Raw genomic sequence first — 17,772 nt, 5'->3', positions numbered from 1 at the left:
CTCAGAAATTATATTATCGTATGATAAATAAGGAGGAAATTTTAATGGATTTTCGTTATTTACCAGTTACTGAAACTGATAAAGCAGAAATGCTTGAAAAAATCGGTGTGAAATCCACAGACGAGCTTTTTTCCGATATCCCGGAAAAAGTGAGACTGGACAGAGAATTAAAACTTACTAAACCTAAGAGTGAGTATGAACTGAAGCGTGAACTCACTCAAATGGCGTCAAAAAACGCCAATACCCTCGACTATACTTCGTTCCTGGGTGCGGGTGTCTATGATCACTTCATCCCTTCAGTGGTTGACCATGTTATTTCAAGGCAGGAGTTCTATACTTCATATACGCCATATCAGCCGGAAATGACACAAGGTGAACTGCAGGCGATGTTCGAATTCCAAACGATGATTTCTGAGATCACAGGTATGCCTATTGTAAACTCGTCATTATATGATGGCGGTACAGCTGTAGTGGAATCAATGAACCTGAGTGTAGGACATACGAAAAAGAACAAGATCCTCATCTCAGCAGCTGTTCATCCTGAATCCCGTCAGCTAGTGAAGACAGCTTCAGTTGGTAAAGGTGTTGAAGTTGTTGAAATTGGACTTAAAGATGGTAAGACAGACCTTGACCAGCTTGAGAAAGAACTGGATGAAGATGTAGCTGCATTCATCGTCCAATACCCTAACTTCCTCGGTCAGATCGAACCACTTGAAAAAATAAGAGAAATTCTTGATCAGCAGCCTAAGGCTATGATGGTCGTTTCAAGCAACCCGCTTGCACTCGGCTACTTGACGCCTCCAGGTGAATTCGGTGCGGACATCGTTGTCGGTGATACTCAAGTATTCGGTATCCCTGCACAGTTCGGCGGACCACACTGTGGTTACTTCGCAACAACTCAAAAACTGATGCGTAAAGTGCCGGGCCGTTTCGTCGGTGAAACGACGGATGAGAATGGTCAGCGCGGATTCGTGCTCGTACTCCAGACGAGAGAGCAGCACATCAGACGTGAAAAAGCGACATCCAACATCACATCCAACCAGGCATTGAATGCAGTGGCAAGCTCGGCTGCAATGAGTGCACTCGGTAAAAACGGTGTGAAGGAAATGTCCGAATTGAACATGCAGAAAGCAAGATATACAAGAAGCCAGCTGGAAGAAGCAAACATCCCGGCTGCATTCGAAGGATCATTCTTCAACGAGATCGTAGTCAAGCTTTCAAAACCGGTATCAGAGGTTAATGAACAGTTATTTGAAAAAGGATTCATCGGCGGATTCGATTTGGGCCGCGCATATCCTGAATTCGAAAACCATATGTTGATCGCTACTACTGAGATCCGTTCCAAAGAAGAGATCGATGCATTTGTAAAAGAAATGGGGGCTATCAATAATGGCTAATGAAAACTTTCCATTAATTTTTGAGCGCAGTAAAGAAGGCAGAAACGGTTACAACCTGCCTGCACTTGATGTTCCTGAAGTGAATCTTGAAGAGGAACTCGACAGCGCGTATGTACGTAAAGTCCAGGCAAACCTCCCTGAGGTGGATGAGCTTGAACTGATGCGTCACTATACAGGATTATCCAACCGTAACTTCGGTATCCTGTCAGGTTTCTACCCGCTGGGCTCATGTACTATGAAGTACAACCCGGTAATCAACGAAGATGTTGTTAGACTGCCTGGATTCAGCCACATCCATCCTTACCAGGATCCTAAGACTGTTCAGGGTGCTCTTGAGCTGATGTATGACCTGCAGGTACACCTTGAGGAAATCACAGGCATGGACGAAATCACTTTGCAGCCGGCTGCCGGTTCACAAGGTGAGTGGACTGCACTGATGATCTTCAAAGCATTCCATGAAGCGAATGGCGAATCGCACCGTAACGAAGTCATCGTACCTGACTCCGCACACGGTACAAACCCGTCATCAGCAGCGGTTGCAGGCTTTAAAGTCGTTGAAGTTAAATCAAACGAAAAAGGCCTTGTCGACGTTGAAGACTTGAAGAAAGTGGTCAACGAAAACACTGCAGCACTCATGCTGACAAACCCGAACACATTGGGTCTGTTTGAAACTGAAATCCTTGAAATGTCTGAAATCGTCCACGAAGCGGGCGGTAAGATGTACTATGACGGTGCGAACCTGAACGCAATCATGGGTTACGCACGTCCTGGCGACATGGGCTTCGATGCAGTTCACCTTAACCTGCATAAGACTTTCACAGGCCCTCACGGCGGCGGTGGCCCGGGATCCGGTCCAATCGGCGTAACTGATGAGCTGAAGAAATTCCTTCCTAAGCCGGTTGTCACTGAAAAAGACGGCGAATATGCTTTCGACTACGATCTGCCTGATTCCATCGGTATGGTCAAGAATTACTACGGTAACTTCGGCATCAACGTACGTGCGTACACGTACATCCGTACTTTGGGTGCAGAAGGCGTCAAGAAAGTCAGTGAAGGTGCTGTACTCAACGCGAACTACCTCATGCGCAGCCTTGAAGACTCGTATGATCTTCCGTTCACTCAGCACTGTAAGCACGAATTCGTACTTTCGGGCAACAGACAGAAGAAACAAGGCGTGAAGACTTTAGATATCGCAAAACGTCTTATGGACTTCGATATTCACCCGCCAACCGTTTACTTCCCATTAATCGTGGAAGAAGCGCTTATGATCGAGCCTACTGAGACTGAATCTAAAGAAACGCTTGATCACTTCATCGCGACTATGAAACAGATTGCTGATGAAACAGAAAATAATCAGGATGTCATCCACAGTGCACCACACAAAACGACTGTTAAACGTCTTGATGAAGCAACAGCTTCACGTAAGCCTAAACTTCGCTGGGAAGCTGAAGCGTAAGACTTACAAAACCACTCCATACAAAAGTATGGGGTGGTTTTTTTATCTGATATCAAGCTTTTAATCACAGGAGAAGGGATGATTCCATGAGTGAAAAGAGGACCTCGGAAAAAGTGGATGCATATATTGAAGGTCTGTCCGGAGAAATTAAAGTTATTACGGAAGAACTGAGGGCCATCATACTTGATACCTCTGAGGAACTGATTGAAGAATTGAAGTGGGGCATGCCGAATTACAGCTATTACGGGCTGGCTGCCTATCTGCAGACTGCAAAATCACATGTCAATTTTGGGATTCACAATGGCGGGAAAATAATGGATAAAGATACCAGAAAGCTGCTTGAGGGCTCAGGGGAGAAAATGAAGCATATTAAAGTACGGTCGACTGATGATATTGACCGGCAATATTTTCAGAAGCTGATTGAAGCAATAATGACTTTGAATGCATCGGAATGATTCTTCTTTAAGATCAAAAGTGAGGCATTCAATGATTTTATGTAAAAGAAGCACAGCCTGTCATGCAAGCGGCTGTGCTTTTACTCATATAATCTGCTTGATTCATAAAGCTCGATCCATTCCTGAACCGTCATTTTTCCGGCAAGTTCCCCAAGCAGTTCGTATGGTATCTTCTTCGGATTCGTAAAGCGTATGCAGCTCTTCCCCATGTTCAGCTTCGTCTCCATATACTTCGGGTATTCTTCTGTAAACCACTCATAGAGAGCGTCATCACGGTACATTCCCATATGGTAGACGGCCAGATGCTTTTTCTGGACAGCAATGCCGATGAACGGCAACGGTGTTCCACCGACGTGGTACCCTTGAGGATATGTTGACAGCGGCACTGAAAATCCCGGCATGCCATGTTGGAAGTCTGAAATGAATCCGTCAGGCAGATGGGATTTCACCGACTGCCATGTCTTATAAAAGCTGTCTTTCCACTTATCGTCAATACATTCTGCATATTCATCCAATCTCACAATATCACTCCTCGATATCCTGCATGTATTTATTATATAATAAAAATATACTTGAGTAATTCTTTTAGTTGATACTCGTATAAGGGTACTATGGTAAGATTAGATAAAAACAATTGGTGATGTATATGAAAACTAAAAAGTTGAAACTGGCATCAATCATGGTTCTCGGCACTGTCGTATTGGCGGCATGCACCAACCCTTTCGATCAGCTTGCAGATGAAATCAACAGTTATCTGGCAGGTGATGAAGGAACGGAAGAACCAGCCGAGGTGGACGAAGCGGAAGATGTACCGGCCGCAGAGGAACCTGCGGAAGCTTGGGAAGATGCAGAGACGGATCCATTGTACGCGCCGATCGACTACACTCATCTCTACGGAGAGGGGAAAGAGACGAGCATCGCTGCCGGGGAGCATGTAGTGGGCGAGGACATCATGCCCGGCAGGTACAGCATTACATCGACCGGGGAATACTCGGGTTATTTGTCCATCTACGATGAAGAAGAGCGGTATGTCGCCGGAGAAGTGCTGGCCAGTGAGGGAACGGAGAGCACTTTCAGGGATTATCCGACGGAAGTTTTACTCTACATCGATGAAGGGGACAAAATGGAAATCACCAATGATACAACGTTCGTCTTTACACCTGTGGACGGTCCGTTCGAAGGGGCGTTGTCCCCCGGCATGTACATCGCGGGGCATGATATCGAAGCCGGCGATTACAGGATTACAACAGAAGAGACGGAGCTCTCCGGCAATATATATGTGCATCAGATAGAGGCCTATGATTCAGGCAGATATTCGGTCGGGAACCCTGAATTCGGCGGGAAGGATTCATTCGTCATGACTTTTGATGAAGGCGACCTCGTTGAAATCACAGGCATCAAAAGTGTGAACATGGAAAAGCTGGAATAGTCTGATGTATAATAAAAGGATGCACCTCATCATACAGGAGGATTGAATTTGATTTTTCCAGCAAAGTTATGGCAGCGTTTTTTTGCCCGCATCATAGATGGGCTGATAGTTGGTGTACCTATAGTATTTATATTGAGTTTCACTTCCGGTTATGAATTTGTCATCGATCCGGGAGCAAATTTCATATTCAATATTTTCATGATACTGATCGTCACCGCTTATATGATTGTCCTGCCGGTCATCTGGTACGGCTGGACGATAGGAAAGAGGCTGATGGGGATAAGGGTCACGCAGTCGGACAGTTCCGATGTATCGTGGACGACGATGCTGAAAAGGGAGCTGTTCATACTGGTGGTCTACAGCGTGACGTTCGGATTATTTCTACTGTTGTCCGGCGTGATGATGATCACCCGTAAAGATAAGCGGGCACTGCATGATTTGATGGCAAAGACGAAAGTGTCCGATGAAAGCGGGCAGTAAGCAAATTTTTTAAGGGGTGGAATTTTATGAGTTCTTTTAAAGCTTTGGTTGTGGATAAGGTGGACGGCAACCCGGAGATGTCCATTCAGACACTGACGACGGATCAACTCACTTCGGGGGATGTGCTGATCAAAGTCCATTATTCGAGTGTGAACTATAAGGATGCCATGATTGCCGTGAACGGCCAGTTCGCAGAGAAGTTCCCCATGGTGCCGGGGATTGATCTCGCCGGAGAAGTCGTGGAGTCTGTGAATGAGGACTTCCAGCCGGGGGACCAGGTGCTGGCGACCAGTTATTATATCGGTACACGCAATTTCGGGGGATTCAGCGAGTATGCGAAAATCCCTGCCGAATGGCTTGTCCCTTTACCGGAAGGATTGACTTTAAGGGAGTCGATGATACTCGGCACTGCCGGCTTCACTGCGGCATTATCCATCGATAAACTTGAACAGAACGGGCTCAGGCCCGATGACGGGAAAGTGCTGGTCGCCGGTGCGAGTGGTGGTGTCGGCAGCATCTCCGTGAATATGCTCAGTGATATCGGCTACCATGTCGAGGCGAGCACGGGCCATATGGAAGAAGTGCAGTATTTGAAATCCATCGGTGCAAAGCGGGTCATACACCGTGATGAAGTGACCGATGAAGAAGATAAGCCGATCAGGAAAAGGCAGTGGATTGCGGCAATCGATCCGATTGGCGGGAAGACGACGCAGTACATTTTGAGCAGCCTGGATTATGGCGGATATGTTGCGACATGCGGCCTTGTCGGGGGCGTTGAAGTCAAGACGACCGTCCTGCCGTTCATTTCAAGGAACATCCAGTGGATCGGCGTGGATTCTGTCAAGTTCCCGATGGAAGGCAGGAAGAAAATCTGGGACAGGCTCGCAACGGACTTGAAACCATCCAAGCTCTCGAGGGATATCGCGACTGAAATCACTTTGAACGAACTGCCTGACACTTTGAAGGAGATTTTAAAAGGACAGATCAGGGGAAGGTTCATCGTCAACTTCATCAAAGATTCCGATGAAGAGACGGAGTAACATCCTCCCGCGTCCGGACTGAGGTGAGTATGTGTGGGTGAAGAGGATAAAAATGAACGTAAACAGACACTGCAGCAGATTACGGACGAAGGTATTTCAAACACTAAAAGACGCCGCCGGGTGACGCCCGATGAACCGGATGCGACACTGGTCGAACATCTCGACGATTTGAGGAGTGTGCTGATCAAGTCGATCGTCGTATTCGTCATCTTTTTCACACTCATATTTTTGACGATACAATTCTGGTTCCCGTATTTGACTAAAGGACACGACCTGATCGTCAGGGGGCCGTTTGAAGTCATCCGGTTTTACTTAAGGACCGCAGGCTCCCTCGGTATCGGCCTGAGCCTGCCGTTCATCTGCTACTACTTATGGCAGTTCATGCGGCCGGGACTTGTGGATCAGGAGACAAAATTCATCAAGTCGTATTTTCCGATCATGATGGGTTTATTTTTACTCGGGATTGCATTCGGCTACTTCGTGGTGCATCCGGTCAGCTACTACTTCCTCATCCAGATGGGGCAGCAGAACTTCGATGTGCTGGTGACGGCGGATGAGTATATGTCATTCCTGCTGATGACGACGATGCCTTTTGCGCTGATATTCCAGCTGCCTGTCATCGTGCTGTTCCTGCATCATATCGAACTGCTGGATTCGGACATCATGAAAAACGTGCGGCTGTATGTATATTTTGCGCTGCTCGTCATCACCGCACTGATTGCACCGCCGGACTTCTTTACGCATATGATCACGGTGTCGCCGATGATCGTCCTTTACGAGATCAGCATCTACATCGTCAAGATCAAAGAAAGGCGGCAGAAGCGGCGCGAGGCGCAGATGGAACAGTGAAGATCCCCTTTTGGGGATCTTTTTATTTTGTATATTTAGGATTCGCAACGTTGGCCGGGAAAGGGTCTCAAGGTTGCGAAAAACGGGTCTGGAAGCGCAACTTAGATTGCAGAAACCAATCAAGGTTGCGAAAAGCATGCCTGAATCCGCAACTTAAGCAGCACAAACTAACCAAGGTTGCGAAAATCAGGCCAAGATCCGCAACGTTGGTCGGGAAATCACCGCAGGGTTACGAAAAGCATGCCTGAATCCGCAACTTAAGCAGCACAAACCAGTCAAGGTTGCAAAAATCAGGCCAAATCACACGTCAGTCAGAAAAATCCCATAAAAAAAGAGCCGCGCGGGCTCTTGGTCTTTATTTTCCTCTGGCATCGCCGATCATTTCGAATTCGGCAAAGTCGGAGTTCCTCAATTCTTCAAGGCGTGCCTCCACAAATTCCCTGGAGAGTTCCTCATCGATGATGTAGCGGTTGCGTGCGTGCTCGGCGCATTCGAGTGAGCATCCGCCTAAATGATATGCCTGGTTTTCTTCCGAGGCGATGATCTGGGCGTTGCATTCCGGGTTCGCGCAGTTGATGTACCGCTCACACGGTGTATCGTCATAGTGGTCCCGTCCGACAACGGTGTGTTCGACCTGGTTGATCGGCACCGTCAGCCTTTCATCGAAGACATACATCATGCCGTCCCAAAGCTGGCCTTTGGTCTCCGGATCTTTTGCGTACGATGCGACGCCGCCGTGCAGCTGGCCCACATCTTCAAAGCCCTCACGCTTCAGCCATCCCGTGAATTTCTCACAACGGATGCCGCCGGTGCAGTATGTCAGCACCTTTTTGCCTTCGAACAGTTCGCGGTTTTCACGCACCCATTCAGGCGTGTCCCTGAACGTCTCGACTTCAGGGCGGATTGCGCCCCTGAAGTGGCCGACATCATATTCATATGTGTTCCGCACATCGAGTACGACGGTGTCTTCCTTCTGCATCTCCTCGTAGAATTCAGCCGGGGATAAATACTCACCGGTGACTTCACGCGGATCTACATCGTCTTCGAGGCTCAGGTTCACAAGTTCCGGACGCGGTCTCACATGCATCTTTTTGAACGCATGCCCTTCCGCTTCATCCACTTTGAAGACGATCCCTTTGAACAAAGGGTGCTTCTCCATGTAGTTCTTGTATTTGTTGGTGTCCTCCACCGTCCCCGAGACTGTGCCGTTGATGCCTTCATGTGCAAGCAGTATGCGGCCTTTCAAGTTCATGTCTTTACAGATCCGCAGATGCTCTTTGCTCAATCCTTCCGGATCGGCGATGTCGGTATAATAGTAGTAAAGTAATACACGATATTCCATTGTCAATTCCACCTATCAATTATATTTGCAGGATATACCTGATAGTCATAGCAATCGCAATGGTGCCAAAGGTTATTCATTTTTAAAATAAAATTGATACCATCTTGATACTATTTCTCACAATATATGAATATAACCGTTTTCGAATAAAATTTCAAGTACTGGGCAGGGATTGTATATTTTTTGTCATAAATAAAACCCTCATTCAGGAGATCATCCGCCTGATCTCTTCGATCACTTCCTCTTCGCTTGCATGGTAAGTGGATTCGACCTGGATTCTGCTGTTTTTGGATTCGCTCAATTTGAAACGGTCCCCGGCCTGCCTGCTGATCCGGAACTTCGCACCGTCTTTCGATATCGTCGCAAGGGAGGTGCTCGCGAATACTTTAAAGCCTTCCGCCCTGGCGAATTTCGCTATTTTCCTCATTTTAAACTCACTCCTCTGGCATCAATTATATAGAGGTCTGCGGAGGCGGGGCAATATAAAAGTATATTTCGGGGAAAGTTCTCGAAATTCACCAGCCCGCCGGATGGCGAAATTTGGCGGAAACTGTTAAAATTTAATAATTGAAGAATTTATAAGGACGGATGAACCATGAATCGAAAAAAAGCGCTGGTCGTCTTCTCAGGCGGCCAGGATTCCACCACATGCATGTTCCACGCGCTCAAAAAATATGATGAAGTCGAACTGGTCACTTTCATGTACGGCCAGCGGCACGCACTTGAAATCGATGTGGCACGCAAAATCGCAGACGAGCATGGTCTGAAGCACCATGTCCTCGACATGGACCTGCTTTCACAGCTCGCCCCGAATGCGCTCACCCACGATATGCAGATAGACGAGGATGGCGGCATGCCGAACACTTTCGTGCCTGCCCGGAACATGATCTTCTTATCATTCGCCTCGGCGCTCGCCTATCAGATCAAGGCGGGGGTGATCATCACCGGTGTATCACAGACGGACTTCAGCGGATATCCGGACTGCCGCAACAATTTCATCCAGTCGATGAACCTGACCGCAAACCTCGCGATGGATGCTGATTTTGAAATCGAGACGCCGCTGATGTGGCTCGATAAGAAGGAGACATGGGCGCTTGCCGACGGGCTCGGCAAGCTTGAATACATAAGGGAAAATACGCTCACATGCTACGAAGGTGTGCCCGGCGACGGCTGCGGCACATGCCCGGCCTGTGAACTCAGAAATGCAGGCCTTGAAGCGTATTTGAAAGAAAGGGGAAATGACGGTGTTTTATCCAATCCCGGATCATGATTATGAATATGAACTGAATAAAGATCTGAACTTTTCTGCGGCGCATCATATACCGGATGCGCGTGCAGGCAAATGTGAACGTGTACACGGCCATACATACCACGTAAACATCACCATCGCAGGTGATGTGCTCGATGACCTCGGCTTTCTCGTTAATTTTTCCGCGCTGAAGAAACTGATCATGGATGCCTTCGATCACAGGCTATTGAACGACCATGAAGCGTTCAGGGATATACCGCCGACTTCGGAGACGCTGGCAAAAGTGATCTATGATATGGTGGACGAATATATTACGGCAGAACAGCCGAACAAACTGGAATGCCTACAGATCATACTGAAGGAAACACCGACAAGTTATGTCGTCTACCGTCCGAAGGGGAGAAAATGATGAAAATACCCGTATTGGAAATTTTCGGGCCGACGTTCCAAGGTGAAGGTGCCGTCATCGGACAGAAGACGATGTTTGTGAGAACCGCCGGCTGTGATTACCAGTGCAGCTGGTGTGATTCCAAATTCACATGGGACGGCAGTCAGAAGGAAAACATCCGAATGATGACCGCAGAAGATATATTCGCATCCCTCGATGCACTGGCGAAAGACAATTACAGCCATGTGACGATTTCCGGAGGCAATCCGCTGCTCCTTAAAAACCTGAGTGATTTCGTGGAAAAGGCAAAGTCGAAAAACATCAGGCTTGCGGTGGAGACCCAGGGCACGATGTATCAGGACTGGCTGCAGATGATCGACGATGTGACGATCAGCCCGAAGCCGCCGAGTTCCGGCATGGTGACGGACTACGGTAAGCTGGAACATATTTTTGCGAAACTGGATGAGAGCGGCACATCATATAATTTGAAAGTCGTCATATTCGACGATGCAGATTTCGAATATGCGGCTGATCTGCACCGGAAGTACCGTGATGTCGCATTTTATCTTCAGGTGGGCAATCCCTATCTGGATGGCGAAAGTGTCGACAACCACACGGAGAAGCTGCTCAGCCGCTATGAGGACCTTGTGGATCGTACGATGAACGACAAGCGGATGAATGAAGTGCGGGTGCTGCCGCAGTTGCATACACTGCTCTGGAGCAATAAGCAGGGCGTATAAAATGGAGGTGGACATATGAAACTGCTGATCTGGCTCGATATCGCCTGTCCGTACTGTCATATCGGGAAAACAAACCTGGACCGGGCGTTGAAGGAAATGGATGCGGAAGTTGAAGTCGAATATAAGAGCTTCAGGCTGAACCCGACGGCGCCGGCAGCCCCCGACTTCACGATGAAGGAGGAACTTGCCGGAAAGTACGGGAAATCCGGATCTGAAGTTGATGAAATGCTCGATCAGCTGGCTGTTCAGGGCAAAGAAGCGGGCATCACATTCAATATGGACGGCGTCATCCCTTCGAACACGATGGACGCCCACAGGCTCATCAAGTTCGCCGCCGCTGACAATAAAGACGATGCAGTGCTGAAGAGGCTCTACACCGCATATTTTGAAGCGGGCAGAAATACCTCGGACCACGGTGTACTGCTTGAAATTGCGGAAGATGCCGGGCTTGAGGCGGAAGCGGTAAGGGATATGCTTGAAAGTGATTTATACAAGGATTTGATCTATGCCGATCAGAATGAAGCGAAGGATATCGGCGTGCAGGGTGTGCCGTTCATCGTGGTCAACGGTGAATATGCACTGCCGGGAGCAATGCGCACGGAAGATTATCTACGTGCATTGCAGGAAGTGCAGGAAAGCAATTGAATGAAGAGGTTCTTAGCAAACAACCCTCTATAAAAAACTGAGACACGCCATGTGCCCTCAGGTACATGGTTTTTATTTTGAAAGGTGAGGATTATGATGACAAATGAAAATACAAAAGATTTGACGCTGCTCGGCAACGAGGACGTAAAGTATGCGTTCGACTATGACCCGGAGGTGCTTGAGACGTTCGACAATAAATTCCCGGACCGGGATTATTTCGTGAAGTTCAACTGTCCGGAGTTCACGACGCTGTGCCCGATCACGAACCAGCCGGATTTTGCGACGATTTACATTTCGTACATACCGGATGTAAAGATGGTGGAATCGAAATCACTGAAGCTTTACCTCTTCAGCTACAGGAACCATGGCGGCTTCCACGAGTCCAGCGTCAATATGATCATGGATGACCTGATCGAGCTGATGGATCCGAGATATATCGAAGTATGGGGCAAATTCACTCCGCGCGGCGGGATTTCCATCGATCCGTACTGCAATTACGGCAGGGCCGGGACGAAATACGAAAAGATGGCGGATCACAGGCTGATGGAACATGATATGAATCCTGAGACGATCACCAACAGATGATGAAAAAAATGAGGCGGAGACATATGTCCCCGCCTCATTTCAATTCAAAATCCCATATCATTCCGCAGCTGTCTTACGATCCTTGCCGTGGGTGATGAGCTTATACAGGTGATAGACCGCGCCGAATAACACAAGCAGCGGTATAAGGATGACGACCAGGAAGAAGAATACGCCCACAGCCTCCCCGATGCCGAAATTGGCGAAGAAATCCGCCGTCGTCACTTCGAGTATCGGAGGCAGGAACGCATAATAGTATATGAGGCCGAGCACTGCAAGTGTGAACACATAAAATACAAGGTTCGAGATGTGATAAGGAACGGTGCCTTTATCAAATTTAAACATTTTACAAATCCCCTCTGTTATAAATGTTAAATACATTATACAATATGAATAATGAAAAAAGTAGACTGACATCAGAAAACATGGAGTGAACACGATGGGACTGAGAAAGGCGATGGAGGCGGACCTGCCGAGAATCATGGAAATAAAAGAGAGTGTGGTACCGCTCATGATTGAATCGGGCAACACGCAGTGGTCCGAGGATTATCCGGATCTTGAGAGATTCAGGGAAGACTTGAGGACACGGACACTATACGTCTATGAGACGGACGGGCACGTCAAAGGTTTTGCGGTGGTGGATGATGAGCATCCATACCCGTATGATGACATACCTTGGGAGCTGACGCGTGCAGATTCCCGTGCACTGCACAGGATGGCCGTGGACCCGGCTCACCAGGGGAAGGGGATCTCGGCAAAGATGATGGCACAGATCGAGGATATGCTGGTGGAGAAGGGCATCAAGGGCATCCATACGGATACCTCGCTTGAAAATGAAAAGATGCAGTATCAGTTCGAGAAAAACGATTTTGAATTCAAGGGGAAGCTGAACCTGGATGAGAATCTGGATGACTGGTATGTCGCTTATGAAAAAGTATTCGAGGAAGAAGACTCCTGAATGAAAACCTTTTCATAAATATCTGTATTTTTATATATTTTAACTTTGCATAAATGTATAATGGTATATGAAATCAAACAAGGGGGAAGAAAATATGAAATTGATCATCAGACTGCTTGCCGCCATCGTCATCGGTATCACAGTCGGCTCGCTTTATTATGCGGTGGGCGGCACATTCCTGGAGTTGCTTGCAAGGCTCTTCATCACAGTGGAGACGATCCTTGGATCGGTGATATTCTTCACGATTCCATTCATCATCCTGTTCTTCATCGCATCGGGGATTTCACGTATTACGGGCGGATCCGGTAAAGTTGTCGGAGCTACCCTCGGTGTTGCATACATATCGACGCTCGGTGCTGGACTGCTTGCATATTTTGTCGCAGTCCTCATCATGCCGCTTGTCACGGGCGGCGGTTCAGTTCCTGAAGAAGGTGAAGGTCTCGCGCCGTTCTTTGAATTCGAAATCCCGCCGGTACTGGACATCCTGTCCGCACTTGTGCTGGCTTTCGCGCTCGGCATCGTGATTACGGTGACGAAGACGGACACCATGCGGAAATGGGTGGATGACGGAAAGGTCATCACGGAGTACGTCATCGAGAAAGTGATCATCAATATCCTGCCGTTCTATATCGCAGGTGTGTTTGTCGGAATGGCGGCCACCGGCACGGTATTCGACACGGTTGCAGTCTTTGGGGTCGTGCTGCTTGTTGCGGTCGTGCTGCACTGGGTATGGATCACCATACAGTATACGATTGCAGGCATACTGATCGGCAGAAACCCGTTTTCGCTGATCAAGACGATGCTGCCGGCCTACTTTACGGCCCTCGGTACGATGAGCAGTGCGGCGACGATTCCGGTGACGCTGAAGCAGGTCAAGGAGAATGGCATACGGAACCGCATTGCGGACTTTGTCGTACCGTTGTGTGCCAACATCCACCTTGCCGGAAGCACAATCACCATCATCAGCTGTTCGATCGCTGTCATGACGGTCCTGCCCGAGTACAGCATGCCAGGATTCTTTGAGATCCTCGGTACGATCATGCTGCTCGGCGTAGTGATGATTGCGGCCCCGGGTGTACCGGGCGGCGCGATCATGGCAGCGAGTGGGGTGCTCATGGTCAACCTCGGCTTCAATGAGGCGGCTGTAGCATTCATGATCGCACTGTATATGGCACAGGACAGCTTTGGTACGGCTGCAAACATCACAGGGGACGGTGCGGTCTCTGCAATCATCGATGCAGTCGAACAAAGGATCAACAAAGCGTAAATCTAAAAAGGCTTGAGGATTCTATATCCTTGAGCTTTTTATTTTTCGATCAAGCGTTTTGAAATACATGAAAGAAAAAATCAGCTATAATGGATGATGAATGTCAACATGCATAGAGAGTGGAATTCATGAATAAACTATTATTTGTCGTCGTGTTCATATGCTTTTTGGATCTTTTCATAGAACTGCCGATCATCACCCCCTTTGCACTGTCGCTCGGGGCAACCGAATATGCCGCCGGTGTGGTGGTTGCTACATACTCCTTCTTCAATCTGATCGGCAACGTTTCAGGCGGATACTTTTCGGATAAGATCGGCCGCCGGAATGTACTCATCACCGGAATGGCAGTGAACATCGTTGCATTGATGTCCTATTCGCTGATCGACTCGGTCAATGCACTGCTCGCACTCAGGGTCATCCACGGCTTTTCGGCCGGTATGCTGACACCGGTCGCTTTCAGCCTTGTCGCGGACTTGAGCCGCCGTGAAGCGATGGGACGGTCCATGGCATTGACGGGCGTATCCATCGGCTCCGCTGCTGTTCTCGGGCCGGCGCTCGGCGGCATCATTTCAAGCCTTGCCGCTTATCAGACGGTGTATTTTGTGCTCGGCTGCATTTATATCGTCGGCATACTGCTCGTCATATTCGCGATCAGGGAAAGCACCACTAAAGAAGAGCGGACTTTCCATAATACGACAAGCTACAGGACACTGCTGTCACGGCCGGCCCTGATTGCAGCGTACATCTCGTCGTTCACGCTGATGATCGCCAATGGATCGCTCGCTTTCGGTCTGCCGATCAAGATCGGCTCGCTTGGGCTTGAAGACCATATCACTGGCATGATGCTTTCAGTATTCGGGCTGACGGCCATCATCATCTTCGGCACGCGGCTCAATGTGATATACACCAAAGTGAGGTCGATGAAGCTTGTGATGTTGGGGATCTTCATAGTGAGCATCGGTATGCTGGTGCTGCACTTTGCGCCGCATCAGCTGCTTGTCCTCTTCGTGATGATCTTTTACGGGGCAGGCTTCGCCCTCATCTTTCCATCCATGAACAAACTCATCGCTGAAAATACCGAGATATACGAACGTGGGAAAGCGAACGGCATATTTTATGCATTTTTCTCGGTCGGCTCGGTGGCCGGCTCGTATTCATCAGGAATATTCACCACATACTTCGATCTGCCGTTCGTCTTCATCAGCATCATTTTAATGGTCATGCTGATCATCATACTGACACTGGATGGCAGGTATATGGCTCGAAACTAACTTCAGAAAGGATGTTGCTTTTTGAAAAACGTCTTATTGATGGGCATCAGCGGCAGGATCGGAAAAAATCTATACAGGCAGCTGAAGGACGAATATAAACTTTTCGCCTTCTCAGCACCGAACCAGTCGGATGAGGGGCTCGAGATCACTTTATTGAAAAAGGACCTGTTCATACTCTCTGAAGTGGAAGAAGCGCTTGAGGGGATGGATATCGTCATATTTTTCGAAGATCCGATCATGCGGCTGAACAGGATGACCCAGGGGAAATTTTATGACATCTACTCGCTCATCGCGGATAATATAGCGCGGGCATCGGCGCTGAACGGGGTCGAACAGATCATTTACGTTGCAGATGAAATCAGTTCGGGTGAGACCGTCAAAGTGCTCGGTGCATACGGTACACCCGCGATGGTCACTGAGACGCCGGTGAAGCGGTATGGTAAGAACCTGTCTTACAAAGCTTCCGACTATAACAATGTGCGGAGCATCCAGAAGGCGCCCCTCCCTGCCGGGTGGTCGGTGAAGCAGGTGGCGAATTACTATTTCCGGTGGCTGGATGAAATTCTGCACGGACTGGTCAATGTGGCGCTGGACGGAAATGAATTTAAAGTATACATCTCCAATCTGGACCGGCCGATACTCATTGCGTCATATGATGCGGAGGACAGCGTGGATGATATAGAAATCTATCATATTACGGGCGGTCTTTTGGCAAAGGAACAGCCGAATAAAGTGGCGCGTCTTGAGTTCAGGCAGCTCGGGACCAATGAGGAGTTCATCATGGCGCTGCATGATTACGAGCCCAATCTGCCATGGGGCGTTTATCTGTTCACCCAGGCGCCGGTCCAGGCGCTCGTGAACAGGATTTATCAAGTGGAAATGATCATCAACAGCCATGAAGAGGACCAATGAAAAAGAACCAATTTGGGTCGCCCAAATTGGTTCTTTTCTGTATGATTAATGGATGAAGTTGTGATTTGCAGCCTGTGATGCGCTCAGTGTCCTGAAAGCCTTGACACCCTGGCCGCCGCCGAAATTCATCTCGGAGATGAGGATCGATCCGTCCGGGTTGACCCTTTCAACCACACCGACATGTCCCATGCCCCATGCATTGTTCGTCCATGCATGCGCCTGGATGATCGCACCGACGGATGGCCTGTTGTTTACAGTGTAGCCGGCAGATCTTGCGTGGCCTGCCCAGTTCGTGGCATTGCCCCAGTTATTACCTACAGGTTTGCCGAGCTCTTTACGGCGTTCGAAGGCATACCATGTGCAGTCTCCCCAGTAGTACCAGTTCGTGCCCCATGAAACGTTGCTCGGTGCAGCAGGTGCTTTGTAGCTTGAATCGGATGAAGTGCTTGAACTCGAAGCAGATGAACTGCTTGTGTTCGATGATGCAGTCGAGCTTGAAGAAGTACTGCTTGAACCGGCACTCAGCTTCAAAGTCTGCCCCGGATAGATGATCGTGCTGGAAAGGTTATTGATGTTCATCAAAGTCCTGTAGTTCGTACCATGGGCACTCGCAATCCTGCTCAAAGAATCACCGGATTTCACCGTATATGTACCGCCGGTTGCAGTGCTGCCTGCGCTTGAATCAGTGTTTGAGCTGCTTGTTGAGCTGCTCGTATTTGATGATGCAGTCGAACTTGAGGTATTGTTTGAACTTGAGCTGCTGCTTGAGCTTGTGCTCGTTTTCAAAGTCTGTCCCGGATGGATGATGTGTCCGGAGATGTTGTTGATTTCCATCAAAGTTCTGTAATTCATGCCATGAGCACGTGCGATGCTGCTCAAAGTATCGCCGGATTTCACTCTGTATGTACCACCGGTTGAATTGCTGCTTGATGAGTTGGTTGCGCTTGAAGAAGTGTTTGGGGTGTTGCTTGAACTTGAAGAAGTGGCTGAGCTGCTTGATGAGCTGCTGTCAGAATTTGAAACCTTCAAATTCTGATTCACAAGAATCAGGTTGGATGATAAGTTGTTCCATGATTTCAGCTGTGAAACCGTCACGTTGTTCTTCTGGGCGATGGACCAGAGTGTGTCCCCGCTTTTCACATTATGTGTAGATGCTTCGGCATCCTGTGCAAATGCATATGTAGAAATTGCTGCAGTTGCCGTCAATGCTGTTAGTACTTTTTTCATGAATGATGATCCTCCGTAAATTGAATTGGGTATATATATGTATGTGACTGACACTTGTATGCTGTTTTTTGATATAACGTATGAT

General features: G+C 48.4%; 21 protein-coding genes. 16 read left to right on the top strand and 5 right to left on the bottom strand.

The window, feature by feature from the left end; translation table 11 throughout:
* The first annotated feature begins 44 nt into the window (after positions 1 to 44).
* The 3 genes from gcvPA (at position 45) to CRN96_RS11890 (ending at position 3,308) form a co-directional block, all read left to right on the top strand.
* Positions 45 to 1,397 carry an aminomethyl-transferring glycine dehydrogenase subunit GcvPA gene (gcvPA, locus tag CRN96_RS11900; RefSeq protein WP_097042464.1) on the top strand — a complete coding sequence of 451 codons (1,353 nt, stop codon included), beginning with the start codon at positions 45 to 47 and terminating at the stop codon, positions 1,395 to 1,397.
* Positions 1,390 to 2,853: an aminomethyl-transferring glycine dehydrogenase subunit GcvPB gene (gene gcvPB / locus CRN96_RS11895; protein ID WP_097042462.1), complete on the top strand. Its 1,464-nt coding sequence runs from the start codon at positions 1,390 to 1,392 to the stop codon at positions 2,851 to 2,853. The genes gcvPA and gcvPB overlap by 8 nt, the downstream gene beginning before the upstream one ends.
* Positions 2,854 to 2,939: 86 nt before the next feature.
* Positions 2,940 to 3,308: a DUF1801 domain-containing protein gene (locus CRN96_RS11890; RefSeq protein ID WP_097042460.1), complete on the top strand. Its 369-nt coding sequence runs from the start codon at positions 2,940 to 2,942 to the stop codon at positions 3,306 to 3,308.
* 80 nt (positions 3,309 to 3,388) lie between these two features.
* On the opposite strand, the gene CRN96_RS11885 is transcribed toward CRN96_RS11890, so the two are convergent.
* A complete protein-coding gene (locus tag CRN96_RS11885) occupies positions 3,389 to 3,829 on the bottom strand; it encodes a DUF1801 domain-containing protein (RefSeq protein WP_097042458.1) in 441 nt (146 codons plus the stop codon).
* A gap of 125 nt (positions 3,830 to 3,954) precedes the next feature.
* Here CRN96_RS11885 and CRN96_RS11880 point away from each other — a divergent pair, with 125 nt between their 5' ends.
* From CRN96_RS11880 to tatC, 4 genes are read left to right on the top strand one after another with little or no spacing between them, the layout of a single operon-like run.
* Positions 3,955 to 4,737: a hypothetical protein gene (locus CRN96_RS11880; protein ID WP_143544318.1), complete on the top strand. Its 783-nt coding sequence runs from the start codon at positions 3,955 to 3,957 to the stop codon at positions 4,735 to 4,737.
* A gap of 48 nt (positions 4,738 to 4,785) precedes the next feature.
* Positions 4,786 to 5,217 carry an RDD family protein gene (locus CRN96_RS11875; protein WP_179647210.1) on the top strand — a complete coding sequence of 144 codons (432 nt, stop codon included), beginning with the start codon at positions 4,786 to 4,788 and terminating at the stop codon, positions 5,215 to 5,217.
* Positions 5,218 to 5,243: 26 nt separating this feature from the next.
* A complete protein-coding gene (locus CRN96_RS11870; RefSeq protein WP_097042453.1) occupies positions 5,244 to 6,257 on the top strand; it encodes an acrylyl-CoA reductase family protein in 1,014 nt (337 codons plus the stop codon).
* Between the two features lie 33 nt (positions 6,258 to 6,290).
* The gene (gene tatC, locus CRN96_RS11865) at positions 6,291 to 7,106 is read left to right on the top strand and encodes a twin-arginine translocase subunit TatC (RefSeq protein ID WP_097042451.1); all 816 of its coding nucleotides are present in this window, start codon (positions 6,291 to 6,293) and stop codon (positions 7,104 to 7,106) included.
* 355 nt (positions 7,107 to 7,461) lie between these two features.
* Here tatC and trhO read toward each other — a convergent pair whose 3' ends face one another.
* Positions 7,462 to 8,448: an oxygen-dependent tRNA uridine(34) hydroxylase TrhO gene (gene trhO / locus CRN96_RS11860; RefSeq protein WP_097042449.1), complete on the bottom strand. Its 987-nt coding sequence runs from the start codon at positions 8,446 to 8,448 to the stop codon at positions 7,462 to 7,464.
* Between the two features lie 205 nt (positions 8,449 to 8,653).
* Positions 8,654 to 8,875: a hypothetical protein gene (locus tag CRN96_RS11855; protein WP_097042447.1), complete on the bottom strand. Its 222-nt coding sequence runs from the start codon at positions 8,873 to 8,875 to the stop codon at positions 8,654 to 8,656.
* A 168-nt stretch (positions 8,876 to 9,043) separates the two neighbouring features.
* Between CRN96_RS11855 and queC the strand changes: the two genes are divergently transcribed.
* From queC to queF, 5 genes are all read left to right on the top strand, one after another.
* A complete protein-coding gene (queC, locus tag CRN96_RS11850; protein WP_097042445.1) occupies positions 9,044 to 9,718 on the top strand; it encodes a 7-cyano-7-deazaguanine synthase QueC in 675 nt (224 codons plus the stop codon).
* A complete protein-coding gene (queD, locus tag CRN96_RS11845; protein WP_097042443.1) occupies positions 9,687 to 10,106 on the top strand; it encodes a 6-carboxytetrahydropterin synthase QueD in 420 nt (139 codons plus the stop codon). Before queC ends, queD begins: the two co-directional genes overlap by 32 nt.
* Positions 10,103 to 10,825, top strand: a complete 723-nt coding sequence (gene queE / locus CRN96_RS11840; protein ID WP_097042442.1) for a 7-carboxy-7-deazaguanine synthase QueE — start codon at positions 10,103 to 10,105, stop codon at positions 10,823 to 10,825. Before queD ends, queE begins: the two co-directional genes overlap by 4 nt.
* 15 nt (positions 10,826 to 10,840) lie before the next feature.
* A complete protein-coding gene (locus CRN96_RS11835) occupies positions 10,841 to 11,470 on the top strand; it encodes a DsbA family oxidoreductase (RefSeq protein ID WP_097042440.1) in 630 nt (209 codons plus the stop codon).
* A 96-nt stretch (positions 11,471 to 11,566) separates the two neighbouring features.
* Positions 11,567 to 12,055, top strand: a complete 489-nt coding sequence (queF, locus tag CRN96_RS11830; RefSeq protein ID WP_097042438.1) for a preQ(1) synthase — start codon at positions 11,567 to 11,569, stop codon at positions 12,053 to 12,055.
* A 57-nt stretch (positions 12,056 to 12,112) separates the two neighbouring features.
* On the opposite strand, the gene CRN96_RS11825 is transcribed toward queF, so the two are convergent.
* On the bottom strand, positions 12,113 to 12,397 hold the full coding sequence (locus tag CRN96_RS11825; RefSeq protein WP_097042436.1) for a hypothetical protein: 285 nt from the start codon (positions 12,395 to 12,397) through the stop codon (positions 12,113 to 12,115).
* 94 nt (positions 12,398 to 12,491) lie between these two features.
* Here CRN96_RS11825 and CRN96_RS11820 point away from each other — a divergent pair, with 94 nt between their 5' ends.
* The 4 genes from CRN96_RS11820 (at position 12,492) to CRN96_RS11805 (ending at position 16,460) form a co-directional block, all read left to right on the top strand.
* The gene (locus tag CRN96_RS11820) at positions 12,492 to 13,010 is read left to right on the top strand and encodes a GNAT family N-acetyltransferase (protein WP_097042435.1); all 519 of its coding nucleotides are present in this window, start codon (positions 12,492 to 12,494) and stop codon (positions 13,008 to 13,010) included.
* Between the two features lie 94 nt (positions 13,011 to 13,104).
* The gene (locus CRN96_RS11815) at positions 13,105 to 14,277 is read left to right on the top strand and encodes a cation:dicarboxylate symporter family transporter (protein WP_097042433.1); all 1,173 of its coding nucleotides are present in this window, start codon (positions 13,105 to 13,107) and stop codon (positions 14,275 to 14,277) included.
* A 128-nt stretch (positions 14,278 to 14,405) separates the two neighbouring features.
* Positions 14,406 to 15,548 carry an MFS transporter gene (locus CRN96_RS11810; RefSeq protein ID WP_097042431.1) on the top strand — a complete coding sequence of 381 codons (1,143 nt, stop codon included), beginning with the start codon at positions 14,406 to 14,408 and terminating at the stop codon, positions 15,546 to 15,548.
* Between the two features lie 21 nt (positions 15,549 to 15,569).
* Positions 15,570 to 16,460 carry a Rossmann-fold NAD(P)-binding domain-containing protein gene (locus CRN96_RS11805; RefSeq protein WP_097042429.1) on the top strand — a complete coding sequence of 297 codons (891 nt, stop codon included), beginning with the start codon at positions 15,570 to 15,572 and terminating at the stop codon, positions 16,458 to 16,460.
* 45 nt (positions 16,461 to 16,505) lie between these two features.
* On the opposite strand, the gene CRN96_RS11800 is transcribed toward CRN96_RS11805, so the two are convergent.
* A complete protein-coding gene (locus CRN96_RS11800; RefSeq protein WP_097042427.1) occupies positions 16,506 to 17,687 on the bottom strand; it encodes a LysM peptidoglycan-binding domain-containing protein in 1,182 nt (393 codons plus the stop codon).
* Between the last annotated feature and the right edge of the window lie 85 nt (positions 17,688 to 17,772).

The organism is Salinicoccus kekensis (assembly GCF_900220995.1).
Taxonomy (GTDB): domain Bacteria; phylum Bacillota; class Bacilli; order Staphylococcales; family Salinicoccaceae; genus Lacicoccus; species Lacicoccus kekensis.
Note: the sequence above shows the minus strand (reverse complement) of the source record. Positions and strands in the feature narration are given on the sequence as shown.